Source organism: Bordetella genomosp. 1 (genome assembly GCF_002261335.1).
GTDB lineage: Bacteria > Pseudomonadota > Gammaproteobacteria > Burkholderiales > Burkholderiaceae_B > Bordetella.
Genome location: NZ_NEVL01000006.1, coordinates 254,625 through 280,105, shown reverse-complemented (window position 1 = coordinate 280,105; position 25,481 = coordinate 254,625). Strand labels below are relative to the sequence as shown.

Annotated in this window: 21 protein-coding genes; 11 read left to right on the top strand and 10 right to left on the bottom strand. The window is 67.3% G+C overall.

Annotation, left to right across the window (positions count from 1 at the left end; translation table 11 throughout):
* The first annotated feature begins 459 nt into the window (after positions 1-459).
* Complete coding sequence (locus tag CEG14_RS23335) at positions 460-2,637, top strand: ATP-binding protein (protein ID WP_256985962.1); 2,178 nt, start codon at positions 460-462, stop codon at positions 2,635-2,637.
* A 699-nt stretch (positions 2,638-3,336) separates the two neighbouring features.
* On the opposite strand, the gene CEG14_RS23330 is transcribed toward CEG14_RS23335, so the two are convergent.
* From CEG14_RS23330 to hutC, 3 genes are all read right to left on the bottom strand, one after another.
* Positions 3,337-4,293, bottom strand: a complete 957-nt coding sequence (locus tag CEG14_RS23330; RefSeq protein WP_094828971.1) for a DUF2332 domain-containing protein — start codon at positions 4,291-4,293, stop codon at positions 3,337-3,339.
* Between the two features lie 196 nt (positions 4,294-4,489).
* Positions 4,490-4,879, bottom strand: coding sequence for a VOC family protein (locus CEG14_RS23325; protein ID WP_094828794.1), 390 nt, complete (start codon positions 4,877-4,879; stop codon positions 4,490-4,492).
* A 437-nt stretch (positions 4,880-5,316) separates the two neighbouring features.
* Positions 5,317-6,054, bottom strand: a complete 738-nt coding sequence (hutC, locus tag CEG14_RS23320; RefSeq protein WP_094828793.1) for a histidine utilization repressor — start codon at positions 6,052-6,054, stop codon at positions 5,317-5,319.
* A 368-nt stretch (positions 6,055-6,422) separates the two neighbouring features.
* Here hutC and CEG14_RS23315 point away from each other — a divergent pair, with 368 nt between their 5' ends.
* The 8 genes from CEG14_RS23315 (at position 6,423) to CEG14_RS23280 (ending at position 15,687) form a co-directional block, all read left to right on the top strand.
* Complete coding sequence (locus CEG14_RS23315) at positions 6,423-7,847, top strand: purine-cytosine permease family protein (RefSeq protein WP_094828792.1); 1,425 nt, start codon at positions 6,423-6,425, stop codon at positions 7,845-7,847.
* Between the two features lie 75 nt (positions 7,848-7,922).
* Positions 7,923-9,647, top strand: a complete 1,725-nt coding sequence (hutU, locus tag CEG14_RS23310; RefSeq protein ID WP_094828791.1) for a urocanate hydratase — start codon at positions 7,923-7,925, stop codon at positions 9,645-9,647.
* 44 nt (positions 9,648-9,691) lie between these two features.
* Positions 9,692-11,224: a histidine ammonia-lyase gene (hutH, locus tag CEG14_RS23305; RefSeq protein WP_094828790.1), complete on the top strand. Its 1,533-nt coding sequence runs from the start codon at positions 9,692-9,694 to the stop codon at positions 11,222-11,224.
* A gap of 46 nt (positions 11,225-11,270) precedes the next feature.
* Positions 11,271-12,524 (top strand): imidazolonepropionase, encoded by a 1,254-nt coding sequence (hutI, locus tag CEG14_RS23300; protein WP_094828789.1) that lies wholly within the window; start codon positions 11,271-11,273, stop codon positions 12,522-12,524.
* 156 nt (positions 12,525-12,680) lie between these two features.
* On the top strand, positions 12,681-13,295 hold the full coding sequence (locus CEG14_RS23295; RefSeq protein ID WP_094828970.1) for an ABC transporter ATP-binding protein: 615 nt from the start codon (positions 12,681-12,683) through the stop codon (positions 13,293-13,295).
* Between the two features lie 664 nt (positions 13,296-13,959).
* On the top strand, positions 13,960-14,274 hold the full coding sequence (locus CEG14_RS23290; RefSeq protein ID WP_094828788.1) for a DUF4148 domain-containing protein: 315 nt from the start codon (positions 13,960-13,962) through the stop codon (positions 14,272-14,274).
* An 89-nt stretch (positions 14,275-14,363) separates the two neighbouring features.
* Positions 14,364-14,678, top strand: coding sequence for a DUF4148 domain-containing protein (locus CEG14_RS23285; RefSeq protein ID WP_094828787.1), 315 nt, complete (start codon positions 14,364-14,366; stop codon positions 14,676-14,678).
* Positions 14,679-14,988: 310 nt separating this feature from the next.
* Positions 14,989-15,687: a hypothetical protein gene (locus CEG14_RS23280; protein ID WP_094828786.1), complete on the top strand. Its 699-nt coding sequence runs from the start codon at positions 14,989-14,991 to the stop codon at positions 15,685-15,687.
* A gap of 102 nt (positions 15,688-15,789) precedes the next feature.
* On the opposite strand, the gene CEG14_RS23275 is transcribed toward CEG14_RS23280, so the two are convergent.
* Positions 15,790-16,599: an aldolase gene (locus tag CEG14_RS23275; RefSeq protein ID WP_094828969.1), complete on the bottom strand. Its 810-nt coding sequence runs from the start codon at positions 16,597-16,599 to the stop codon at positions 15,790-15,792.
* Between the two features lie 132 nt (positions 16,600-16,731).
* Here CEG14_RS23275 and CEG14_RS23270 point away from each other — a divergent pair, with 132 nt between their 5' ends.
* Complete coding sequence (locus CEG14_RS23270) at positions 16,732-17,736, top strand: AraC family transcriptional regulator (RefSeq protein WP_094828785.1); 1,005 nt, start codon at positions 16,732-16,734, stop codon at positions 17,734-17,736.
* Positions 17,737-17,752: 16 nt separating this feature from the next.
* On the opposite strand, the gene CEG14_RS23265 is transcribed toward CEG14_RS23270, so the two are convergent.
* From CEG14_RS23265 to CEG14_RS23245, 5 genes are all read right to left on the bottom strand, one after another.
* Complete coding sequence (locus tag CEG14_RS23265; protein ID WP_094828784.1) at positions 17,753-19,066, bottom strand: MFS transporter; 1,314 nt, start codon at positions 19,064-19,066, stop codon at positions 17,753-17,755.
* A gap of 40 nt (positions 19,067-19,106) precedes the next feature.
* Complete coding sequence (locus CEG14_RS23260; RefSeq protein WP_094828783.1) at positions 19,107-19,733, bottom strand: glutathione S-transferase family protein; 627 nt, start codon at positions 19,731-19,733, stop codon at positions 19,107-19,109.
* Between the two features lie 338 nt (positions 19,734-20,071).
* Positions 20,072-21,595: an amidase gene (locus CEG14_RS23255; protein ID WP_094828782.1), complete on the bottom strand. Its 1,524-nt coding sequence runs from the start codon at positions 21,593-21,595 to the stop codon at positions 20,072-20,074.
* A 10-nt stretch (positions 21,596-21,605) separates the two neighbouring features.
* Positions 21,606-22,586 carry a Bug family tripartite tricarboxylate transporter substrate binding protein gene (locus CEG14_RS23250; RefSeq protein WP_094828781.1) on the bottom strand — a complete coding sequence of 327 codons (981 nt, stop codon included), beginning with the start codon at positions 22,584-22,586 and terminating at the stop codon, positions 21,606-21,608.
* 48 nt (positions 22,587-22,634) lie between these two features.
* Positions 22,635-23,978 (bottom strand): D-serine ammonia-lyase, encoded by a 1,344-nt coding sequence (locus CEG14_RS23245; protein WP_094828780.1) that lies wholly within the window; start codon positions 23,976-23,978, stop codon positions 22,635-22,637.
* A 123-nt stretch (positions 23,979-24,101) separates the two neighbouring features.
* On the opposite strand from CEG14_RS23245, the gene CEG14_RS23240 reads away from it, so the two are divergent.
* Positions 24,102-25,034 carry a LysR family transcriptional regulator gene (locus CEG14_RS23240; protein ID WP_094828779.1) on the top strand — a complete coding sequence of 311 codons (933 nt, stop codon included), beginning with the start codon at positions 24,102-24,104 and terminating at the stop codon, positions 25,032-25,034.
* Positions 25,035-25,059: 25 nt separating this feature from the next.
* Here CEG14_RS23240 and CEG14_RS23235 read toward each other — a convergent pair whose 3' ends face one another.
* Positions 25,060-25,386, bottom strand: a complete 327-nt coding sequence (locus tag CEG14_RS23235; protein WP_094828778.1) for a hypothetical protein — start codon at positions 25,384-25,386, stop codon at positions 25,060-25,062.
* Between the last annotated feature and the right edge of the window lie 95 nt (positions 25,387-25,481).

Here is a 25,481-nt window from a genome sequence, read left to right as displayed (position 1 = left end):
GGGCGCGAGGACGACCGGCACGCCGGTCCGACGCAGCATATCCGGGCTGGCGGCGACCGGATACAGGTCGAAGGAGACCGCAGCCGTCATTTCTACTGCGGCTCGGCAGCATCTGATGCCCAAGCAGCGATTCCGATGCGTCGCCTTTGGCGAACGGTGAACGAAGAGTTGAGTGTCTGCTTCTTGAGGTCGCCAACGGCGGCTCTTGGCCCGGAAGCCGTCGTCCGGCTATGGCGCCCTTCGACCCGGAGAGGTCGGCCGTTTGCTCCTTTCCCCTGCTCGCATCTGCGGCCCCCACGAGTGCCCGTGCGGGGACAATTGGCAACATTTCTACGAACAGTTTCGTGGCACGATAAACTTCTTGATCGTCGCGAAACATGTCATGGTTCAAGACGGTCCTGATCAGTTTCCGGCTCGCGTGCGCCCGCCCACGGAAGCTTTAACCATCAGGAGCAAGCCTTGGGCTCCCTGCCATCCGACTTCGAGCGCGCCGCCCATCTGGATGAAGAGCAGCGGCAGGCTCTGCTGCTGGTCGCATCGGGCGCGGCGATGGAGACGTGCCTGGATGCGCTTACGGACGCAGTCGCTCGTCTCGCGCCAGGCACGCGCGCCTGCGTGTTGCTTGCGAATGCCGATCGCTCGGCCATCGGGAATGGCTATTCTGCGCACTTCGCGCCGTCTTTTGCCAAGTCGATCAAGGGGTCGCCCATCGGCGAGGCGCTGATCGGCACCTGCGGTGCGGCGATTTTCGCGGGCAAGCCGGTGGTGTGTGCCGATGTCGAGCACTCAACGCAGTGGGCTGCGCCCTGGCGCTCCCTGTGTCTCGCCAACGATATCCGTGCATGTTATTCGCACCCTGCAATCGGGCCGAACGGGCTGGCCGTCGGCTCGTTCTTCCTGTGTCTGTCGGAAGCTCGCGAACCCAATGATTGGGAGAAGCGCGTGGCCGAGTGCGGTGCGCTGATCGCCAGCATCGTGGTGGAGCGCGACCGGTCGACCGCATTCATGAACACCGAAATGCAGTCGCTCATTCGGCTGCAGGCACTGAGCGCAGAGCTTGTCGGACCTGGCGCGTTTGAGCCCATGCTCAAGAAAATCCTGGCGGCGGCGGCGGATATCTCGGGCACCGACAAGGGCAACATTCAGATTTTCAATCCGGCCACGCAGACGCTGCGCATCGTCGTGCATCAGGGCCTGAGCCAACGGTTGGTCGAGCATTTCGCGGACGACGGCTGGGACGCGAGTTGCGGCGAGGCGGCCAGACAGATACAGCGGCTCGTGGTGCAGGACGTCGAGAAGCTCGACGGCCTGCAGGGAACGCTCGGGCTCGAGATCGTGCTCGAAGACGGCATTCGTTCGATCCAGTGCACGCCGCTCATGAGCCGCGACGGTCGGCTGCTGGGCATGCTCAACAATCATTACCGATGGTCGGGCGGGCCCAGTCCGCAGGCCTTGCGCTACATCGATTTGCTGGCGCGACAGGCGGCCGAGTTGATCGAGCGGCATCAGGTCGACGCCGAATTGGCGCAGGAGCGTCTGCGCAAGGACGAATTCCTTGCCGTGCTGGCCCACGAGCTGCGCAACCCGCTGGCGGCACTGCGCAATATGCTCGAGGTGCAGAGGCGCGCAGCTCAGGACCCCGCCATGACACGGCGCGCGCACGACGTGATGGATCGTCAGGTGCGGCAACTGGTGCGGCTCGTCGATGACCTTCTGGATGTGAACCGCATCAATCGCGGCAAGCTCGAATTGCGGCTCGAGTCTCTCTCGCTCGACGTTGTGCTGCGCCATGCCGTCGAGGCGTGCAGGCCGCTGCTGGATAAACAGGGCCACCGCCTGAAAGTCGTGCAGCCTCAGGCCGGAATCACGTTGCGAGGCGATCCGGCCCGCCTGACTCAGGTGTTCGGCAACCTGCTGTCGAATGCGGCGAAGTACACACCGCCCGGCGGTGACATCGAGCTGCGGGTGATCCGGCCCGATGGTCACGTCGAGGTGCATATTCAAGACAACGGCTCAGGCATTCCGCCCGATCAGCTGGATCGGATCTTCGAGATGTTTACGCAGGTCAACCACACCGAAGAGCGGGCCCAGGGAGGCCTGGGCATCGGCCTGATGCTGGTCAAGCGCCTGGTCGAAATGCATGGCGGCACGGTGCGCGCCGAGAGTGCCGGCTTGGGGCAGGGCAGCGACTTCATTGTCTGTTTGCCGGTGACCGAGGTGCCGGATGTCGAGCCGCTCGCCGGGCCCCACGCGCGCGAGAGCGAAGCGCGCCGCGTGCTGGTGGTCGATGACAACCGTGATGCGGTCGAATCGCTGATCGCGCTGCTCGAACTCGAGGGGCACGAGGCCCGACTGGCCTACAGCGGCGCCGAGGCCATCGAGATCGGCGCAGTGATGCGGCCGCAGGTGATTCTGATGGACATCGGCATGCCGGGCATGAGCGGTCACGAAGCTTGCCGTCGCATCCGCCAGCTCGATTGGGGCAAGGACGTCGTGATCGTGGCTTTCAGTGGCTGGGGACAGGAAAAGGATCGTCGCACCTCGCACGAAGCCGGTTTCGATGCGCATCTGGTCAAGCCCGTGGACCTCGATGCGCTCATCACGCTTCTGGCGGACGTGTCGCCGGGCTCGACATAGCAGGCCGCAGACGTTCGGCGTGAAATGGCCGTCGTAAGTTGGCCAGGCGTGGCAGGCGGCTTGCACCAGTGCGTCCCAGGCACTCATATGCTCCACGGCCTACCTGACAGGCTCGACTGCATCCGGCAACTGGCACGTGCTGTTTGCGACCTCCTTGCACACCGGGCACTACCTGAGCGCCGTTTCCGGCAAGCCCGAGTTCAGAAGTTCCAACGCGTGCGCGATGGTGAGATCGGCGGCATCGAGGTCGGCGACCAGTGCGCCAATAATTCCAACAGCGCCCTTCAACTCCTCTTCATCAAGTGCAGGAGAGCATGCGGGAAACCAAAGAGCGGTTAAGAGAGATAATTGTCCACCATGGCCGCGACCGAACTGTCAGTGATCCGTCGCCACGCATGATGTGTGAGAGTGGCTTGTTGACCTGGCGCTCCAGCGCCAGTCGTCACGGCACGAGCGCTATACGGCGGCGAGGCCGTTGGGTCGCCATACGCGCGATTTCTGCTAGGTGCAGAGCATCTGAATCGTCTCGAGATGCTTGAGCGTAGCGTTGGTAGTCTGTAACCCACCACGCGAATATGTAGGACGGAATCGGGGAGACTGCCAGCAGCATATGACGACAGACCGATCCCGACCCAAAGTGGTCTCTCGCATCTCGACGTTTCGAAGATTCCGAGGGCGGTTAGCAAAGAAAGCGTTGGATCACAGCCATTGCAACGCGCCACCATGCGGATCCGTCCAGGCCAACGCATGGCCATTGGTACATAACAGGAACATGCCGGACGGTTGCGGCGTGGCCGCCGGCAAGAACTGCGGAAATACCAATGGACTTTCATTGCTGATCCAGACGCAACGCGAGGCCAACATGTCGCGTGCAAATTCATTGCGCAGTGCCTGGTCCATAACGTAGTTCAGAACAGCGGAGTGATACACAACCACGGTCGCTTGCGCCGGAGCCTTTTCGATTAAGGAAGCAAGATCCCGCAGCAGATCGCCCCGGACGATCTGAGGCGGCTCGCGTCCGCAGATCCGTAGCGCCGACTGAAGGCGTGCTAGTCGATGGCCATCCTCGGGCCACACCAGGTCTTCAAGCCACTTCCTATCTTCGTCGCAGTGAACGTCGATTGGGCTCAAATCCAGTCCAGCCCTCCACACAATTTCAGGATAGGTGTGGGGGAGCGGACCCGCGCCGATGACCTCACAAGGGAATACTGGATAGTCCGAATCGTCTCGACACGGAACCAGGCGTCGGGAGCCCCAGTCGTAGCCGTATTTGTCCATCAGCAGGCACAGTCCTGCGGAGGCCCCCACCTCGATGAGCGCTATCTTGCCTGCGATCGAAGCGAGAGCGGGCAGCAATACCGCACAGCGCCCTGGTTCGTTGGTCTGCGTGGAACGCGCCAACATAAGAGCCCGGATGGTGTCGCCATGCTGCGCCAAGCCTACATCGAACTCCGCGGTCGAGGTAGGCGCACCTACGGTACGGCGGAACGCTGCAAACAGCAGGTTTGGTTGCTGCTTATCTACAGGCAGACCCTGCAAAAACGCCAGTGCGTCAAACGAATTCGCGACATGCAATGCCCATTTTTCATACAACGGCGAGCGACCCGCCGCCTCGATCTTTGCAAACCTCAAGTAGCGGTCAGCAATACGATCCATGCCATCCCCCATTACGCAGATGAGTCCCGGCTGATTAGCACCGCTCGCGGAAGTCAGTCATGCTACTAAGCAGCTAGCTGTTGGAATAGCCGTTGCATGATGACCGATCCTGGTCGCTAGCCGTCCCAAAAAGGCGCGCTTCCGGCCCTGAGCTAGCATTGCTGATTTACAAAACAGGCGGCAGCCCTAACGTGGTTTAGCGAGATGCGGCGAGATCCTGGCCGACCATAAATCGATGTCCATCAGGCGTGACGACGACAAACTCCCGCATTCCATGGGGTCTGTCGACGGGAGGCTGAGGTATCAGGGCCCCTCTCGTGACGAACTCAGTGTGTAGCGCATCCGCGTCGTCGACATTGAAATAACCAAAATAGTTGTGGTCACCCATTGAAGAAGGCGCAATCGCATCTGGACAATGGCCCATCATGATACGTACACCGCCTCTCGACGCGAGTTGCCAGCCGGAGCCTTCGGGCCATTCAAGCCGAAAGCCGAGCACGTCTCGAAAGTATGAAGCACTTCGCTCGAGGTCGGGGACGGCAAGTACGAACGAAAATGAACGCAGGTTGGAGTTGGATTCATGCATATCGACAATCTCGTCGGACGGAGAGTTAATTTTACCGTCTGCTCCTGGCCGGGACCGGGTGTCGACGAAGGCCGCCGCCGACCCAAAGCGGTCGTACTGGGTTGCAACTGACTTGGCGGAGACTGATCGCTCCCGGAAGAAACGGCAACCGCTGCATGCAGCAAGCAGAAAACAAAGGTGTCAGACTGCATTTTCGAAGAATGTAGTCTGACACCTTTGTTTTTGCCTGCGGGATCAGCTGCCCCGGGGGGGCGGCAAACCAAACCCGCGGGGAGCGGCCGTCATCCCCGCTGAGCCAAGAAAAAATGAGTCAGACTGCAATTCTGAGAAAGGAGTCAGACTGCAATTCTCCGGCGCGGCGCGAGGCGGTGGCACAGATTAATTGCAGTCTGACTCCTTTTTGACTTTTGACCGTCGCCAGCCGGTTCGCGGCGGGGTCAGGTGTCTTCGGGGGACGTCGAGGAGGGGGAGAAGCGAGCGACCAGTTCGTGGCCGTCGGCGGGGTAGATCAGCCGCACGTGGGTGATGGGCTGCTCGCCGCTCCAGGTGCGGCGTTCGATCGCCAGGCAGGCGGCGGCCTCGTGCAGGTGCAGGCGCGCGGCGACCTCGGGTGTGGCGGCCATGGCGCGAATGCGGTGTTCGGCCGAACTCCATGGCACATGATGCACCAGCCAGGCGCCCGGCCCCGCTTCGTCGAAGCGCGCGTCGGCAGCCGCAGGCACCGCCGCCAGGCTGATGATGCGATCCTCCAGGCAGAACGGACGCGCGCCGGCGTGATGCAGGCACACGAGGTGCAGCACCGGTTCGGGCTGCGCAAGCTGGAGGGCCGCCCTGTCGGCACGGGTGCTGGTCCGCCGCCGTCGCGACAGCAATTCGATCCGATACGGTTGACCGGTAGCGAGCACCTCGGTGCGGATGTCCTGGATGTCCAGGACGGCGGAAATCGAATGCGGCCGGGTGACGAAACTGCCCGCCTTGCGCTGCCGTTCGATGAGCCCTGCGCGCGCGAGCTGCGTCAACACCTTGTTGACCGTCATGCGCGAGCACTGGAAGCGCTCGCTCAACTCGATCTCGGAAGGGATGCGGAAACCCGGCGGCCACTGGCCGCTGAGGATGCGCTGTTCTATCTCCGCCAGGATCCGGGTGTGCAGCGAAACGGGGGGCAGGGTGTCCATTACCCAGGATTACACCAGCATTGTCCCCGCATTGCATCAACGCGACCGAGCCGCGCTCCCGTGCGCGGGAGGCGCTTGCCGAATCGGGCGCGCGCGCGTCCTTCGGTCCGGGAAAGCCCCGCATCTCGAAAAATGCAGTCTGACACCTTTTCGGGGCGGGCCGGCGGGAGATAAATGCAGTCTGACACCTTTGTTTTGGGAGGTGCTTTTCCCTTCCTCTTCGCCTGCCAGCCCGGTGATTCCTGTGCGTAAGTTATGTATAGACAATTGACGGGTCCGCCGTTGCAGCGACAGAATATGTCTATACAAAAAGCCCCGGGCTCGATGCTGCTCCCCGAGCGCCGTCGCGATGTCAGGAGACAAGGACCATGCCTCAGGAAGCTGCTGCATCGGCCTCGGCCGTCGCTATCGAGACCCGGACGATCGATATGGTTCCGGCGCACGAGCGGCACGGCAGGCCGTCGAATCAGTTCACGCTCTGGTTCGGCGCCAACATGCAGATCACCGCGGTGGTGGATGGCGCGCTGGCCGTGGTCTTCGGCGCGGAGGCGCTCACGGCGATTGCCGGGCTGTTGATCGGCAACATCCTGGGCGGCGTGGTCATGGCACTGCACGCCGCGCAAGGGCCGAGGCTGGGCTTGCCCCAGATGATCTCGAGCCGCGTGCAGTTCGGCGTCAAGGGCGCGGCGTTGCCGCTGGTGCTGGTGATCCTGATGTATGTCGGGTTTGCCGCCACCGGCACCGTGCTGTCCGGGCAGGCGATCAACCTGCTGCTCGGATTCAGCGCCCCGGCCGTCGGCATCGCCCTCTTTGGCGCGCTCACCGCGCTGGTCGCCATCGTCGGCTACCGCCTGATTCACCTGATGGGGCGCATCTCGACCCTGTTCGGCATCCTGGGCTTCGGCTATCTGGCGTGGCAGCTGCTGCATCGATACGACCTGGCGCAGCTCATCGGGCAGCGGCCGTTCAGCTGGACGAGCTTTCTCACGGCCGTGGCGTTGGCGGCCGGCTGGCAGCTGACCTATGCGCCGTATGTCGCCGACTACTCGCGCTATCTGCCGCGCGCCACGCCGGCCGCCGCGACCTTCTGGGCGACCTGGAGCGGCAGCGTCATCAGTTCACAGCTCGCGATGAGCTTCGGCGCGCTGGTCGCCGCCGCGGGCGGCGATTTCGTGAAGAATCAGGTGGGCTTCCTGGGCGAGCTCGCCGGGCCGCTCGCGTTGCTGATCTATCTGGTGATCGTGACCGGCAAGCTCACCGTGAATTGCCTCAATGCCTACGGCGGCTTCATGACGGTGCTGACCACGGTGAGCGCCTACGACGGCAGGAAGTCGTTTTCGCCGGCGGCCCGCGTGGCCTATATCGTCGGCTTCGTGCTGGTCACGGTGCTGGTGGCCTTGCTCGCGAGCGCCCACTTCCTCGCCACCTTCAAGAATTTCGTGCTGCTTCTGCTGATGGTGTTTGTGCCGTGGAGCGCCGTCAATCTGGTCGACTACTACCTCGTGTCGCGCGAGAAGGTGGATATTCCCGCGCTGTACGACAGCCGCGGCCGCTACGGCGCCTACAACGGCGTGGCCTTGTCCAGCTATGTGCTCGGCATCGTGGTGCAGATTCCGTTCATCAACCAGGCGATGTACGAAGGTGCGCTGGCGAAGGCCATGGACGGCGCCGACGTGTCGTGGCTGGTCAGTCTCGTCATCACCTCGCTCGTGTACTACCCGCTGGCCCGCAAGACCATGCGGGTTCCGCCCCGGATGATCTACCCGCACGAAAGCGTGGACGCGGGGCGCTGACGCAACGCGAATCACGACTCTGCCCGCGCCTGGAGCCCTCCGGCCGGCCCGCTGTCTTTCTTCGAGGACACCATCATGAACGTCGACGACCCCTTGCCGCAGGCCTTTCTCCACGATGCGCGCCGGGATCCCACCCGCATCATTCGCGCGCCGCGCGGGGCCACGCTGCATTGCAAGAACTGGTTGGCCGAGGCCGCCTACCGCATGCTGCAGAACAATCTCGATCCCGACGTGGCCGAAGACCCGCAGTCGCTGGTGGTCTATGGCGGCATCGGCCGCGCCGCGCGCGACTGGGCGTGCTTCGATGAGATCCTGGCCCAGCTCAAACGCCTCGAGGCCGACGAGACGCTGCTGATCCAGTCGGGCAAGCCGGTGGGGGTCTTCAAGAGCCACGCCGACGCGCCGCGCGTGCTGCTCGCCAACTCCAATCTGGTGCCGCGGTGGGCAAGCTGGGAAACCTTCGACGAGCTCGATCGCAAAGGCCTGTTCATGTATGGCCAGATGACGGCGGGGAGCTGGATCTACATCGGCAGCCAGGGCATCGTGCAGGGCACCTTCGAGACCTTCGTCGAAGCGGGCCGACAGCACTACGGCAATGACCTGTCCGGCAGATGGGTACTCACCGCTGGCCTGGGCGGGATGGGCGGCGCGCAACCGCTGGCCGCCACCCTGGCGGGCGCCTGCTCGCTGACGATCGAATGCAATCAAGCCCGGATCGACTTTCGCCTGCGAACCCGCTATCTGGACAAGCAGGCGCGCGACATCGACGACGCGCTGGCGCAGCTCGCGCATCACACCGCCAGGAAGGAGGCGGTGTCGATCGGCCTGCTGGGCAATGCCGCCGACCTCCTGCCCGAGTTGGTCCGGCGTGCGCGCGCGGGTGGCCTGCGGCCCGACATCGTGACCGACCAGACCTCCGCGCACGATCTCGTCAACGGCTATCTGCCGCAGGGGTGGAGCGTGCCGCACTGGCAGGCCGCGATGGCCGACCCCGCGCAGCACACCGCGCTCAAGCGGGCCGCGGCGCGCAGCTGCGTGCAGCACGTGCAGGCCATGCTCGACTTCCAGGCGATGGGCATTCCGACGGTCGATTATGGCAACAACATCCGGCAGGTCGCCTACGACGAAGGCCTGAAGCGTGCCTTCGATTTTCCGGGCTTCGTGCCGGCCTATATCCGGCCGTTGTTCTGCGAAGGCAAGGGCCCTTTCCGCTGGGTCGCGCTGTCGGGCGATCCCGAGGATATCTACAAGACCGACGCCAAGATCAAGGCGCTGTTTCCCGCCAACACCCACACGCATCGCTGGCTCGACATGGCCCGCGACCGCATTGCCTTCCAGGGTTTGCCGGCCCGCATCTGCTGGCTGGGCCTGGGAGAGCGTCACAAGGCAGCGCTGGCGTTCAACGACATGGTGAGGACGGGTGAGTTGAAGGCGCCGATCGTGATCGGGCGCGATCACCTCGATTGCGGCTCGGTCGCGAGCCCCAACCGCGAGACCGAAGCCATGAAGGACGGCACGGACGCGGTGTCCGACTGGCCCCTGCTCAATGCCTTGCTCAACACCGCCAGCGGCGCGACCTGGGTCAGCCTGCACCACGGCGGCGGCGTGGGCATGGGCTACTCGCAGCACGCCGGGGTGGTGATCGTGGCGGACGGCACGCCGGAAGCGGCAGCGCGCCTGAACCGGGTGCTGTGGAACGACCCGGCCACCGGGGTGATGCGGCACGCCGACGCGGGCTACGAGAGCGCCGTGGCGGCCTCGGTGCGTCACGGTCTGAACCTGCCCATGGTGGCCGCCTAGCGCCGCGCGCGGGCCGATTGCGCACGCCATTCAAAGGAACGCACATGACGGACATGCTCATGCAACCCGGCCTGCTGGTCCTGGCCGATCTGCGCAAGCTCTACGAACAGCCGGTGAAGATCGCGCTCTCTCCCGACGCGGGTCCAGCCATCGATGCCGCAGTGGCCTGCGTCGACCGCATCATCGCCGAGGGCCGCACGGCCTACGGCATCAACACCGGCTTCGGCCTGCTGGCGTCCACCCGCATCGCCACTGACGACCTCGCGCGGTTGCAGCGCGCGTTGGTGCTGTCGCATGCGGCCGGGCTGGGCGACGCGCTCGACGACGACATGGTGCGCCTCATCATGGCACTCAAGGTCAACAGTCTCGCGCGCGGCATCTCCGGCGTGCGCCGCGTCGTGATCGACAGCCTCGTCGCCCTGGTCAACGCCGAGGTCTATCCCCACATTCCCTTGAAGGGATCGGTGGGCGCATCGGGCGATCTGGCGCCGCTCGCTCATATGTCGCTGGTGCTGCTGGGGGAGGGCAAGGCTCGCCATCGTGGCGCATGGCTGTCCGGCACGGAGGCGCTGGCGGTCGCAGGCCTGGCACCGCTCACGCTGGCGGCCAAGGAGGGGCTTGCGCTGCTCAACGGCACCCAGGTGTCCACCGCATACGCGCTGCGCGGGCTGTTCGAGACCGAAGACCTGCTGGCCGCCGGCCTGGTCTGCGGCAGCCTGAGCGTGGAGGCCATGCTGGGCTCGCGCATGCCCTTCGATGCGCGCGTGCATGCGGCGCGCGGCCAGCAGGGGCAGATCGACGTTGCCGCGATCCTGCGCGAACTGCTGCAGGACGACAGCGAGGTGGGCCGCTCGCATGCGGACTGCGGCAAGGTGCAGGATCCCTATTCGCTGCGTTGCCAGCCCCAGGTCATGGGCGCGTGCCTGACCCAGCTGCGGCAGGCGGCTGACGTGCTGATCGTCGAGGCCAACGCCGTCTCCGACAATCCGTTGGTGTTCGCCGAGGCGGGCGAGGTGGTGTCGGGCGGCAACTTCCACGCCGAGCCGGTCGCGATGGCCGCCGACAATCTGGCGCTGGCCTTGGCCGAGATCGGCGCGCTGTCCGAACGGCGCATCTCGCTGATGATGGACAAGCACATGTCGCAGCTGCCCGCCTTCCTGGTGAACAACGGCGGCGTGAACTCGGGATTCATGATCGCGCAGGTCACCGCCGCCGCGCTGGCGTGCGACAACATCTCGCTCGCCCATCCGGCCAGCGTGACCAGTCTGCCGACCTCTGCAAACCAGGAGGACCACGTGTCCATGGCGCCGAATGCGGGCAAACGCCTGTGGGCCATGGCCGAGAACGTGCGCGGAATCCTGGCCATCGAATGGCTCGGCGCGTGCCAGGGGCTGGATTTCCGCGCCGGGCTCAAGACCTCGCCCCGGCTCGAAGCGGTGCGCGCGCTGCTGCGCGAGGCCGTGCCGTTTTACCAGGAAGACCGCTTTTTCGCGCCGGACATCGACGCCGCGGCCACCCTCCTGGCGAGCGGCCGGCTGCGCGAATTGATGCCGATGAACCTGCTGCCCGGCCGCTGATGCGCGCGCCCTCGGAACCGCCTGCCGCTTTCGTGGAGGATTCGCCGTGACCCACACTTCATCGCCATCACCGCCGGCCGACGGGCGCTGGCTCGGCCTGCGTCTGGTCCCTGCGCTGCATGCGGTGGACGTGCCGATGGCATTGGACGAGGCGGCCTGCATCGTGGTGCAGAAGGGGCGCATCGCATGGGTGGGCCCCGAGCGGCGTGTACCGGACCGCTACGCCAGCCTGCGCGCTTTCGAGGGCAAGGGGCAGGTGGTGACGCCCGGGCTGGTCGACTGCCATACCCATCTGGTCTACGCGGGTGACCGCGCCAATGAATTTGCCATGCGTCTGGCGGGCGCGACCTACGAGGAGGTGGCGAGGGCCGGCGGAGGCATTGTTTCCAGTGTCGCGGCCACCCGCCAGGCGAGCGAGGAGACGTTGCTCGCGCAGGCCCTGCCGCGGCTGGATCAGTTGCTCGCCGAGGGCGTGACCGCCATCGAGATCAAGTCGGGCTATGGGCTTGCGCTGACGCATGAACGCAAGCAGTTGCGCGTGGCGCGAAGGCTGGGCGCGCTGCGCGACGTGACCGTGCGCACCACGTTTCTCGGCGCCCACACGCTGCCGCCCGAGTATGCCGATCGACGCGGCGACTACCTCGACATGGTGTGCGCGCAGATGATGCCCGCGCTGGCGGCTGAGGGTTTGATCGACGCCGTGGATGTGTTCTGCGAGCGCATGGCGTTTTCGCTGGCCGAGACCGAGCGCGTGTTCGAGGCCGCGCAACGATTGCGCCTGCCCGTGAAGCTGCATGCCGGGCAGTTGTCGGACATGGCGGGTGCCGAACTCGCCGCGCGGTACGGCGCGCTGTCGTGCGACCACATCGAGCATCTGTCGGAGCGCGGCATTGCCGCGATGAGGCGTGCGGGCACGATTGCCGTGCTGTTGCCGGGCGCCTTCTACACCCTGCGCGACACGCACGTGCCGCCGGTGGCCGCCTTGCGGGCCGCGGGCGTGCCCATGGCCGTGGCCACCGATCACAACCCCGGCACCTCGCCCGCGCTGAGCCTGCTGCTCATGGCCAACATGGCGTGCACGCTGTTCGGGCTGACCGCGCCCGAAGCGCTCGCCGGCATCACGCGCCATGCGGCCGCGGCGCTCGGGCTCGGCGACGCACAGGGCTTCATCGCATCGGGCAGGCCCGCCAACTTCGTCTTGTGGCCGGTGGCGCGCGCCGAGGCGCTGGTGTACTGGATCGGGCAACGGCCGGCGTGCACCGTCGTGCGCAACGGGCGGGTGGCGCGATTGCCGGGTTGAGGGGTTTTCGCTGGCGGCGCGAGCCAGTCGGGGCTTGGGGTCGACGGGCTTGCGTTCTGCACGCTGGGGCTTCACGCGTTCGTCGCGCGGTGTTGAGCCGTTGGCCGGCGTTTGGTGGAAAAATGCAGTCTGACACCTTTACGGGGAAGGGCTGTGATGTTGCGGATCGAGGGACTTACCAAGCGCTACGGCGAGCACGTGGTGTTCGCGGGGCTGACGCGGACGTTCGCGCCGGGTTGCTACGCACTGTGCGAGGAAGACAGCACGGGCAAGTCGACCTTGCTCGGGATCGTGGCCGGCGTGATCGCGCCCGACGCGGGAGAAGTGTGGGTCGACGGGCAACCGCTTGCGCAGGCGCCTGCGCCGGTACGCGCACGTGTGGCTCATGTGCCCGACAACTGTCTGGCGTTGCCCGAGCAGACCGGCCGTGGCCTGCTGGAGCAGGTGGCCGCCGAGAAGGGCGTGCCGCTCGACGCGGCGGTGCTCGATCTGGCGTATCGGCTCGGCCTCGAACCGCATCTGGACAAGCGCTTCGAGCAGATGTCGACCGGGACGCGGCGCAAGGTCTATCTCACGGCGGCGGCGCTGGGCGATCCGGCGGTGGTCGTGGCGGACGGCGCGAGCAATGGCCTGGATGCCGGTGCGCGCAGCGTGCTGGCCGAGCAGTTCAGGATCTGGGGCCGCGACCGCGTGGTGCTGTTCGCGAGCCACGACCCGGAGCTGGTGCAGGCGTGCGGCGCAGAGACCTTCGACATCGCACCGCAGCGCTGAAGGCGAAGCGCTGCGCTTGAAAGCGTCCCGCTGATACCGGGCCCGGCGACGGCAGTACAGCGGCCTCGCCCGGCAAGGGATTCCGAAAAGGTGTCAGACTGCATTTACGAAATTGCAGTCTGACACCTTTGTTTTTTTGGGGCGAACCTGGAGGGCTGATCTGGCGGAGCGGTGCCGCGATAAATGCAGTCTGACACCTTTGTTTTGGCGCGCGGCCTGGGTGATTTGGGAGGGGTGTGCGCGCTGCGGCAGAGGCGGGTGTCGATGGGGCGCGGACGAGGGGGGCTGAACTCGGGCGCCCCGAACAAAGGTGTCAGACTGCATTTTTCAAAAATGTAGTCTGACACCTTTGTTTTTTGGTGCGGTGGGTGTGGGCGCTGTGCGAGGGCGCCTGGCGGAAAAATGCAGTCTGACACCTTTGTTTTTCGGAGCGGCGGTAATTGCAGTCTGACTCGATTTTCGTAATTGCAGTCTGACTCGCATTTTTGGAAATGCGGCCTGAGGCCAGTGTTGGGGAATCAGCGGCTAGTCGTTCTAAAAATGAGACGCTGAGGCGAAGTTTTGCCGTCTACCGGCATATCGTTCCGATCTTTAAAGTTCTGTTCAAGGCAGCACGCAACGGCGCGCTGCAAACACAAACTCCGAACCGAACAGGAAATAGATCATGAACTCGCTCAAGACCCTCGTTGCCGCTGTTGCCGTTTCCGCCGCTTTCGCCGGCGCCGCCCAAGCGGGTGAACTGGACTACCCCGCCGCCGATATCAGCGTGAGCACGCTGACCCGTGCCCAGGTCGTTGCCGATCTGAAGCTGGCGCGTGCCGAAGGCCTGGTCGCCACCACCGAACAAGGCGATGTGTACGCCGCCCGCTCGGCCGCCACGCAAGTGACGCGTGCGCAGGTTCGCCAGGAGCTGTCGAGCGCCCGCGCCGCCGGCCTCGAATCGACCGGCGAGCTGGACTACCCGCCCGTGGCTGGCTGATCGCGCCGACGTCGCATCGATATCGCCCGACATCACGCTATCGCACTGAACACTCGACCGAAGCCAATCGAATCCATCAGGAACCCATCATGAACTCGCTCAAGACCCTCGTTGCCGCTGTTGCCGTTTCCGCCGCTTTCGCCGGCGCCGCCCAGGCCGGTGAACTGGACTACCCCGCCGCCGATACCAGCGCGAGCACGCTGACCCGTGCCCAGGTCGTGGCCGATCTGAAGCTGGCGCGTGACGAAGGCCTGGTCGCCACCACCGAACAAGGCGACGTGTACGCCGCCCGCTCGACCAGCACGCAAGTAACGCGTGCGCAGGTTCGCCAGGAGTTGTCGAGCGCGCGCGCCGCTGGCCTCGAATCGACCGGCGAGCTGGACTACCCGCCCGTGGCAGGTTGATTGCCCATGCATCGCAGAGAACCCCGGCGGGTCGTCGACCTGCCGCGCTCTCCACCCCGATGGCAGCATGCAGGGCCGTTGAACGACGCTGTTCCCGCCAGGCCGTGATGAAGATCACGGCCTTTTTCTTTGGCCGTCCGACCCTGCGCTGCGGCGTCTGCCGACCGGCTCGGTTGGCTCGTCGTGGACAGGCACGGCCAACCCGGCGGGCACCGGCCGGCATCCAACGCAAAACCGTCGCCCCGAAGGTGTGACTCAAATAAGGGCCGCATCTGGGTTACGCTTGCGGCTTTTTACGCACACACCACACATGACGCCCACTTTCCGCGCACTGGCCCTGGCCCTGGCCACGCTGACTCCCGCCCTGGCCTCGGCCGCCTACACCCCCAAGCCCATCGAAAACGCGGTGCTGGAATACGGTATCCGTGAGGAGCACGATGCGCTGTTGAAGGGCGACCAGCGCATGCTCGGGCGCCAGATGGGCATCCAGCGCGTGGACGCCGAAGTCGTGTCGCAGGCCTACGTCAAAGGTCCGACGACGGATTTCCCGGCGGTGATCGAGGAGTCGCTCGTGTTCCAGGTGCCGGCCGGGGCCGAGCGCACGCAGGACGGACGGGTCACGCTGCCGGGCACCACCGGCGTGCCCGTGCGCGTGGTGCTGCCCGAGGGCGCGAAGCCCGCGCTGTGGCTGGTCTGCAGCAAGCTGGCCTGGGCCGAAGGCGCCGCGACGCTCTCGCAATGCCAGGCCTGGACGCCGCTGGCCGAGGCCGCCGTCGCGCGGCTGCGCGCCGACATCGCCGCCTACCTGGCGGGCAAGCCGGTCGAGAAGCATGTGGCGCGCTTCGTCGTCGACTACTTCGTGGTGGCCAACGACATGCCGGCAGTCAGTGGCTGCCCCGACGATCGAGCCGCCTGCGACCAGGCCATCCGCAAGACCGACATGACGCGCGCCGGCTACCAGGCGGTGTACGAACGCCTGGAGGCGGCCGGCGTGAAGACGGGCCGCTGAGCGCAGTATCGCGCGCCATCGGCGCGCGCACGCCGGCGGGCGGCACGGCCACACACATTCCCGGCCTCGCGCCGCCCGGCCACCTGCGCGCAGGCGGCGTGCTCAGCCCGGGCGCCGCTCGATGCGGCGTGCAAACATCGCGAAGCTCGCGCGCACGATGCTGGGCTTGAGCAGGAAATCGTGCGACTCGGCGGCGAGCGCGTCGTCGACCGGGCGCACTTCGCCGTAGGCCGAGGCCGCGAGCAACTGGTTTCGCGCCGCACGTTCGATCAGCACCGACAGGTAGAGCGTTTCCTCCACCGACGAGGTGGCGGCGAGAAAACCATGGTTGGCCAGCAGCACGCAGCGCTTGCGGCCCAGCGCCGCCGAGATGATCACGCCTTCCTGGTCGGCGATGGGCAGCCCCGGCCACTCGGCGAGGTGGGCGCAATCGTTGTGGAACGGCGTCGCGTCCATGTGCGAAACCACCAGCGGACGGCCGGTCATCGACAGCGTCGACACATAGGGCGGATGGGTGTGGATGATGCAGCGCACGTCGGGCCGCGCGCGATAGACCCAGAAGTGAAAGCGCACCGCCGGGTTGGGCACGCCCTCGCCCTCCAGCACCTCCATGTTTTCGTTGATGCGGATCAGCTTCTCGGGACGCACCTCGTCGAAGGCCTGGGCCAGCGCCGTGGTGTAGTAGGTGCCGTCCTCGTTGCGCACCGTGATCTGGCCGGCCAGCGTCTCGGAGTGTCCCTCGCTGGCCAGGATGCGACAGCTCAGGGCGATCTTTTCCTGCTCGGTCCAGTTGCCGAAATCGAGTTTGTTGGCCGAGCGCTGGAAAAACGCGTCGGATTGCAGCTGCTTGTCGTCCACACTCGTCTCCTGATGAAGGACTGGTGTGGCATTACACCGTGGCCCGCCGTGCATGCGATTGACCGCAGGCGCACTGCGCTTGTCCAAGAGTGACACGACCTAGGGTAAACGGCAGGTGCCTGCGATGTGCCGGCCGATACAATGAAACGCGGGCGCCGGGCCCGCGCCGCTCGTGTCCGTCCTGCAATGCACGCCCTGTCTTCCGCTCCGTCCGCCTCGCCCGAGCCGGACCTCAATTTCGCCCCGCGGTTCCGGCCGTTCTACGAGGCCGAGCTCTCGGGCTACAAGGCCCAGCTCGACAAGCTGGTGCTGCCGGGCGACTTCCGCGCGCTCACCATGCATCCGCGCCTGCAGCTGCAGGCCTGTCGGCTGCGCGCCGGCGGCCTGGCGGTGAACCTCGAATCCACGCCGATCGCGGTCCAGCACCGTGCGGAGCACGCGGCCGATGCGCTGCAGGCGGAGTTCCTGGCGAGTTTCATCATCGCAGGCCGCGGCGTGATCACCCAGAACGGCGCCAGCCTGCCGGTCGAAACCGGCGACATCATCTTCCGCACCACGGCGCTGCCGTCGGAGGTGCGCATGCTGACCGACTCCCACCTCGTGGTGATCAAGGGATCGCTGCTGCACCTGCTCGGCATGCACCTGCACGACAGCTCGCAGTTCACCGCGCAGCGGGCCGCGGCCGCGCTGCCGATGGTGCGCACCGCGCATCGCTGCCTCGATCATGTGTTTTTCGACGAGGCCGACACCAGCCCCGCCTCGAGCATGTTTGCCGAGCAGGCGCTGATCTCGCTGCTGGCGGCGATCTACACCAGCCAGGCGCTGGAGCAGATTCCCGATGCGCAGCGCGGCCCGATCGAGAGCTGGCAGGCGCTCACCAGCTATCTGGATGCGCACATCGCCGACACGGACCTCTCGGTGGCGGGCGTGGCGCGCGCATTGCGCGCCTCGAGCCGCTGGGTGCACCGGCTGTTCCAGATGCAGGGCACGCAATACAACCAATACGTGCGCGAGCGCCGGCTGCAGCTCGCGCGCGCGGCGCTCGAGGATCCGCGCAAGGGGCATGTGCCGGTCAAGGACATCGCGCTGTCGTGCGGGTTCCAGGATGCCAGCCATTTCAGCCGCCGCTTCCAGCAGCGCTTCGGCTGTCCGCCCAATCGCTATCGCGAGACGGCCCGGCCCGCCTCCTAGCGCGCCGGGCGGCCCTTCATTCGCCGCGCCGTTCGCGTCCGGCCGGTTTCATCAGGAAGGCCGAGGTGCCCGCGACCACGCCGAGCACGGCGAGATAGGCGCCCACCGGCACGATGCTGCTGAACTTCGCCACCAGCATGGCGGAGACGATGGGTGCGAGCCCGCCGCCGATGGCCGCCGAGAACTGCACGCCGATCGACAGTCCCGAATAGCGCAGCTCGGCCGGGAACTGCGCGGCGTAGAGGCTGGATTGCGGCGCGATCATCATGGCGTAGTTGAGCGCCATGGCGAGGAACACCGCCACGCTGTAGGCAAACAGCGAGCCGCTGCCCACCGCCATGAAGATCGGGATCGCCATCAGCGCCAGCAGCATGCCGCCCCAGCCGCACACGCGGCGCGCGCCGTAGCGGTCGCCCAGCACGCCGAACAGCGGAATCGTGAAGGTCAGCACCGCCGCGCCATACAGCAGCGCGTGCAGGGCATCGCTGCGCGCAAAGCCCAGCGTCGACACGGCGTACGACACCGAGAACACCAGGAAGGTGTAGATCAGCGTGACCTCGGCCAGCTTGCAGCCGATGCACAGCAGCAGCGCCTTGCCGTGCTTGCGCACCAGCTCCGCCACCGGCAGCTTGACCTGGGTGCGTTGCGACTTCACGCGGGCGAAGTCCGGCGACTCGTCGATGCCGCGGCGGATCAGGAAGCCCACCACGATCAGCACCGCGCTGGCGAGAAAGGGCAGGCGCCAGCCCCACGACAGGAAGTCGGCCTCGGGCAGCCGCGTGACCAGCGCGAAGGCGCCGACCGACAGCAGGATGCCGAGCGGCGCGCCCACCAGCGGCAGGCTGCCGAACAGCGCCTTCCAGCGCGGCGGGGCATGCTCCACCGCCATCAGCATCGCGCCGCCCATCTCGCCGCCGAACGACAGCCCCTGGCCGACACGCAGCAGCACCAGCAGGATCGGCGCCCAGACGCCGATCTGCGCGTAGGTGGGCAGCAGCCCGATGAGCACGGTACAGATGCCCATCATCAGCAGGCTGAGCGTGAGCATGGACTTGCGCCCGATGCGGTCGCCGAAGTGGCCGAACAGAATGCCCCCGATCGGACGCGCCAGCATGCCGCTGGCGAAGGCCGCGAACGCGGCCAGCGTGCCGGTCAGCGGGTCGAACTGCGGGAAGAAGATCTTGTTGAACACCAGCGCCGCCGCGGTGCCGTAGGCCAGGAAGTCGAAGGCCTCGACGGCCGTGCCGACCACGGTGGCGACGGACACGCGCAACAGATTCGGCTTGTGGGCAGGCGCCGCCACGGCGCCCGCGTTGGGGATCGCGTCCATGTTTTCCTCGATGTGATGTTGTTGTTGGTATGGGGGGCGTTCAGCCGGCGTGTCCGGGCGGGATGTAGCCGGGCAGCTGTTCGATGCGCCGGCGCCAGGCCGACAGCGCCGGGTAGGCACGCATATCGATCTCGGCCTCTTCGGCCAGCGCCAAATAGCCGTAGCAGGCCAGGTCGGCGACGCTGCGCACGCCGGCCAGCCATTCCTGTTGCGTCAGCCGGTGCTCGAGCCGTTCCAGCAGGCGGTCGGTGCGCTGGCGCAGGCCCACCAGGTCGAGCATCTCCTCGCGCACGCCCAGGTGGTGGGCGGCTTCCGCGTGGCTCACCACGCGCGTGAGGCGCAGCGGTTGCAGGCTGTTGGCGATCTCGTTGGACGACACCGACAGCCACGCGTACATCTGGCCGCTGTGCGGCAGCGGTGCGAGCCATTGCGGCGCGTGCTTCTGGGCCAGGTAGAGCAGGATCGCGTGGCTGTCCCACAGCGCCAGGCCGTCGTCTTCGATGGCCGGCACCTGGCGCCAGGCGCTGATGCGCTCGAAGGCCTCGGTCTGGTTCTTGCGCGCCAGCACGTCGACGAACTCGCGCCGACAGGGCACGCCGATCAGCGCCAGGAACAGGCGCACCTTGTAGCAGTTGCCGGAACGGGGATGGTCGTAGAGCGTGATCATGGGCTGGCCGGACGCGGATGGGAGTGCGGCTATTGTTAGCGGCCCGCCGGCCGCTCGCCTTGCCAGGGCGCGCACTGGGATTGTCCGCAAGCGACAGGCGGGCCGCGCGGCGGCGCGGCCGGGCGCGGGCCGCGGGTTTACCCGGGCCGAGGTGCGGCGGTGTGGTGCAGGTGTGGTCTCGGCGTGGCGCCGCGCGAGGGCAGCACGCAGGCGCGTGCGGCGCAGGCCTGGCCGCGGCCGGTGCAGGGCGCGCCGGCCGCGCAACCAGCGCGATCAGCGCTGGCGCTGGGGGAGGCGCCGGCCAGGGAGATCCGGCCGGCGCGGGCGGAGGGCCGCGTCTAGACGGCGGACACGTTGCCCGTGCTGCCCTTGCCGTCGAGCACCGGCGGGGCCGTGACGATGGACTTGAGCGGCGGCTCGGCGGCCTTCAGCGCGTCGAGATCCGGACGCGGGCGCTGCAGCTCGGCGATGCCGGCGAACGCCTGCTCCATGCCCTGCGCGGCGGCCAGCACCTCGCGATCGCCGCGGAAGCGGCCGACGATCTGCAGGCCGAACGGCATGCCGTTGTGGTCGCGGCCGCAGGGCAGCGTGAGCGCGGGATGGGTGGTGAGCGTGATGACGTAGGTCAGCGCCAGCCAGCGGTAGTAATTCTCCTGGCGCTTGCCGTTGATGGTTTCCGCATACAGCTGCGTCCAGGGGAAGGGCGAGACCGGCGTCGTGGGCGACAGGATCAGGTCGTAGTCGTCGTAGGCGCGCTGGAAGCGCTTGATGAGGCGCGTCTGTTCCGATTGCGCCCAGGCGCAGTCCTTCAGGCTCATCGCGGCGCCCATCTCGAAATTGGCGCGGGTGTTGGGGCCCAGGCTCGCGGGATCCTTTTCGTAGGCATCGCGCATGCCGGCCACGAAGGCCTCGGCGCGCAGCACGTCGAAGCAGCGATGCGCCTCGCCGAAATCGACGTCGATCGGATCGCAGGCCGCGAACAGATGGCGCATGGCGGCGATCTTGGCGCGGAACGTGGCGCGGATGCCGTCGTCGACGTCGCACACGCCGAAGTCCTCGGTGTAGGCGATGCGCAGGCGGCCGAGGTCGGCGCTGCCGGGCGCGAGGAACTGCAGCGGGTCGAGCGGATAGCTGAGCGGGTCGCCCGCGTCGGGACCGGCGCTGGCCGCCATCTGCAGGCAGGCATCGGCCACCGTGCGGCCCATCGGGCCGACCACCGAGATCGGCGTCCAGCCCATCAGCTTGCGCACGCTGGGCACCACGCCGGGCGAGGGGCGAAAGCCCACCACGCCGCACTTGGCCGCCGGAATCCGCAGCGAGCCGCCGGTGTCCGAGCCGGTGCACACGGGGAACAGGTCGCTGGCGAGCGCGGCGGCCGAGCCGCCCGACGACCCGCCCGCGTTGAGGTTGGGGTTGAAGGGATTGCCGGTGGCGCCCCAGACCGTGTTGCGCGAGTTGGCGCCCGCGCCCATCTCGGGCACGTTGGTCTTGGCCGCGACGATGGCGCCGGCGCGGCGCAGCCGCGCCACCAGCGTGACGTCCTCGGTGGGCACATGGTCGCGATAGATGGGCGACCCGTACGTGGTAAGCAGGCCGGCCGTGGGCTCCAGGTCTTTCACGCCCAGCGGCAGGCCGTGCAGCAGGCCCAGCGCCTCGCCGGCCATCACCGCGCGTTCGGCTTCGCGCGCTTCGGCGCGGGCGCGGTCGTAGGCGGTGGCCGTCACGGCGTTGATGTACGGGTTGACGGCCTCGACGCGTGCGATGCACGCCTCGAGCAGTTCCACCGGCGAGAGCTGGCGTGCGCCGATCAGCCGGCGCAGCTCCACCGCCGAAAGAGAGACCAGCGAGTCGTCCAGGGCCATTGTGCTTCCTTCAATCGAGTTTGATGTTGGCGCGCTGCGCGACCTCGCGCATCAGCGGCAGTTCTTTCTGGATCAGGGCTTCGCCTTCGGCGCCGCTCGAGAATGCGGGCTCGAAACCCTGCGCCTCCAGGCTCTTGCGCACGTCGGGCGAGTCTATCGTGGCGCGCAGCGCCGACTCCAGCCGGGTCTTCACGTCGGCGGGCAGGCCGCGCGGCGCGGTGAGCATCAGCCAGGTGTCCATCGCGACGTCGGGATAGCCTTGCTCGGCGAAGGTCGGCACGTCGGGCAGGAAGGCGGAGCGCTTGGGCGCGGACACGGCGATCACGCGCACCTTGCCCTGCTTGCTCTGCGGCAGCGCGGCCGACACGGTGTCGACCGAGAACGGGATCTGGCCGCCGATCAGGTCGGTCATCGCGGGCGAGCTGCCCTTGTACGGCACGTGCGTCATCTTGATGTTGGCCGCCGACAGGAACGCCTCGCCCACGAAGTGCGCGGTGGTGCCCGCGCCGAACGAGCCGTAGGGCGGCTGTTCGTTGCCGCGCGCCTTTACGTAGGCCACCATTTCCTTGAGATCCTTGACCGGCACCTTGGGATTGGCCAGCAACGCCAGGCCGGTGCGGCCCACGATGCCGATGGGCTCGAAGCTCTTGACCGGGTCGTAGGGCAGGTTGCTCTGGATGGCCGGGTTCACGGTGAACGTGGTGCCCGAACTCACCAGCAGCGTGTAGCCATCCGGCGCCGCCTTCGCGACGTACGCCGCGCCGATGGCCGTGCCCGCGCCGGCGCGGTTTTCCACCACCACGGTCTGGCCGAGTTCCTGGCCGAGCTTCTGCGCCACGACGCGGCCGAGCACGTCGGTGGCGCCGCCGGGCGGGAAGGGCACGACCAGCGTGATGGGACGTGTGGGATAGCCGTTCTGGGCGCTGGCCGGGGCAGCCAGCGCGAGGGCGCCGGCAAGAGATACACCAAGGGCAATGAGGGCAGTCTTCATGGTCGTGCTCGTGAGGGTGGTGGAGTGGGGGCGCGTCTGTCGGCGCCTTTAATTTCCCGCCGCGAGCGCGTGGCCGCGGCGCAGGAATCTTTCATATTCTTCGGCCGGCACGAACAGCCCGCCCGTGGTCCACGCGAGATGCGTGGCGCGCGCCATGTGCGGCAGCAATCCTTGCGTGCGCAACCAATCCTGGCCCGCCGTGCTGCCCAGCAGGTGGCGCGGGCCGTCGAAGCCGGCGGCGGCCGAGGGTTCGATGCGCAGGCCTTCGGTGTCGTGCAGGCGGGCGAGGTCGGCATACAGCGTGTCGTCGGCCACGGTGTACGCGCCGGCCAGCGTGCCGCCCACCGCCGCGTAGGCGAGGTCCGATGCGCGCGGCACCGCGAGGCCGTCGGCCTCGGTCTGGTTGTTCAGGCCGATGTCGTAGACCGACGGCGGCACCGGGAGGCCGGGCAGTTGCCCGGCGCCCGCCATCATGCGCAACAGAAAGCACGGCGACTGCACCGGTTCGGCGAAGAAGCAGTGCGCGTGCGCGCCGTAGAGCAGCGACAGGCCGTAGGCGATGCCGCCCGGCGCGCCGCCCACGCCGCAGGGCAGGTAGACGAACAGCGGATGCTCGGCATCGACGCGGATGCCGGCCGCATCGAGCTGGCCGCGCAAGGTCAGGGCGGCGGCCGCATAGCCCAGGAACAGCGACGCCGAGCGTTCGTCGTCCACGAAGTAGCCGTGCGGATCGGCCTCCACCTGGCGGCGGCCCGCCGCGACGGCTTTCTCGTAGTCGCCGGGATGCTCGACCACCTCCACCCCGCGGGCGCGCAGGCGTGCCTTTTTCCAGGCCTTGGCGTCGGCCGACATGTGCACCGCCGCGCGAAAGCCCAGCGCCGAGGCGATCACGCCGATCGACAGCCCGAGATTGCCGGTGGAGCCCACCGCGACCTGGTACTGCGCGAAACAGGCCCGCGCGCGCGGCTCGGCCAGTCTGCGGTAGTCGTCGCCCGGTGCGATCAGGCCCCGCGCCAGCGCCAGCGTCTCGGTGAACTCCAGCACCTCGTGGATGCCGCCGCGTGCCTTGATCGAGCCCGCCACCGGCAAGGCATGATCGGCCTTCAGCCAGAGCCGGCCCGATGCCTCGGGCAGCTTCAAGGCGGCCTGCATCCGCGGCGCCGCCAGCACGGGGGATTCGATGACGCCGTCGGTGGCGCGCAACTCGGGAAACAGCTCGGCCAGCAGCGGTGCGAAACGCGCGAAGCGGGCCTGCGCGGCCTCGACGTCCGCGAGCGTGTAGGGCGCGGCCTCGGCGGGCGCGGTGCCGTCGGGTCGCAGCCACAGGACCGGGCTCGCGGCGTGCAGCGCGGCATGCCATTGCGGGGAGAGCGGGGGGTGAGACAGGGTCATGACGGCGCGTGCGTTACGGTGGATGTCGTCGGATGGACACATCCTAGGCGCGCCTGTCTCGTTGCAGCAATATGAATGGTTAGAATCGTGCTTTGCGTTTAACGCAAACTAGGGGTGAACCCTATGAACCCGCAAATCCTCCAAGAAATGGCGGTGCGCTACTTCCTGGAAGTGGCGCGCTGCGGCTCGGTGAGCGTGGCCGCGGAGCGCCTGGACGTGGCGCCCTCGGCCGTGAGCCGCCAGATCGCCCGGCTCGAACGCGAACTCGGCACGCTGCTGTTCGAGCGGCGCGCGCGCGGCATGGCGCTCAACGCCGCCGGCGAGCTGCTGGCGGCCCACGCCAAGCGCGCGCAGCAGGACGTCGATCGCGTGGCGGGGGAGATCATGGGCCTGCGCGGACTGCGCCAGGGCCTGGTGCGGGTGGTGTGCACCGAGGGTTTCGCGCACGACTTCGTGCCGTCGGCCATCGCGGCCTTTCGCAAGCAATACGCGGGGATCCGCTTCACGCTCGACATCTGCTCGCAACGCGACGCGCCGCTGCGCGTGCGCGACGGCGCGGCCGATATCGGCATCACGCTCAGCCTCACCTCCCATCGCGACGTGCGGGTGGAGCTGCGCATGCCCTCGCCGGTGCGGGCGGTGGTGGCGGTGGACCATCCCCTGGCCGGACACGCCGAGTTGTCCCTGTCGCAACTCACGGCCTATCCGCTCGCGCTGCCCGATCCCGACTCCACGCTGCGCCAGTTGATCGACATCAGCTGCAGCCGCCAGCAACTGCAGATCGAGCCCGTGTTCTCCAGCCGCAGCGTGGATGCGCTGGTGGCCTTCGCCGGCGCGGGCGGCGGCGTGACCTTCTGCGGCGAGCTGGCGATCCGCAACCGGCTGCGCTGGGGCCAGGTGGTGGCCGTGCCGCTGCGCGATCGCGAGATGAACGAGCGGCACTTCGAGGTGCAGACGCTGGCAGGACGCGTGTTGCCCGAGGCGGCCAAGGCCTTCATCGCCAGCCTGCGCGACTCACTGCAGCGTTCCGGCGCCTCCTGGGACAGCGGGGCCTAGCCAAGGCGGCGGCGCGCCGCCGCGCTCACTGCTGCGGCGCGCGCGTCATGCCGTGCGCCACCCATTCCGCCAGGCTGATGCGGCCGTCGCCGTCGGCATCCATGGCGGCGAGCTGCTCGGGGGTGTGCTCGCTGCGCAGCCAGTTGCTGGCGAGGTAGCCGTCGCGGTCCAGGTCCTGCTTCTCGAACGATCGCACCAGCATGGCCTCGTACTCCGCGCGGGTCGGGGGCGTGCGCTGTGCCTCGGATGCGGCGGCCGGCCCGGCGGGCGCCGTCTGCGCCGCGGCCGGCGCGGCGAGGCCGGAGGCGGTCAGGGCGGCCAGCAGGACACGGAATGCGGTGGCGGACTTCATGAGATCCTCGAGCGTGGGCGTGCCGCGGCCGGCGCCGGAGGCGGCGCGGCTCGCGGGCGATGTCGATGGCAGGATCTTAAGACCGCCAGGTAACG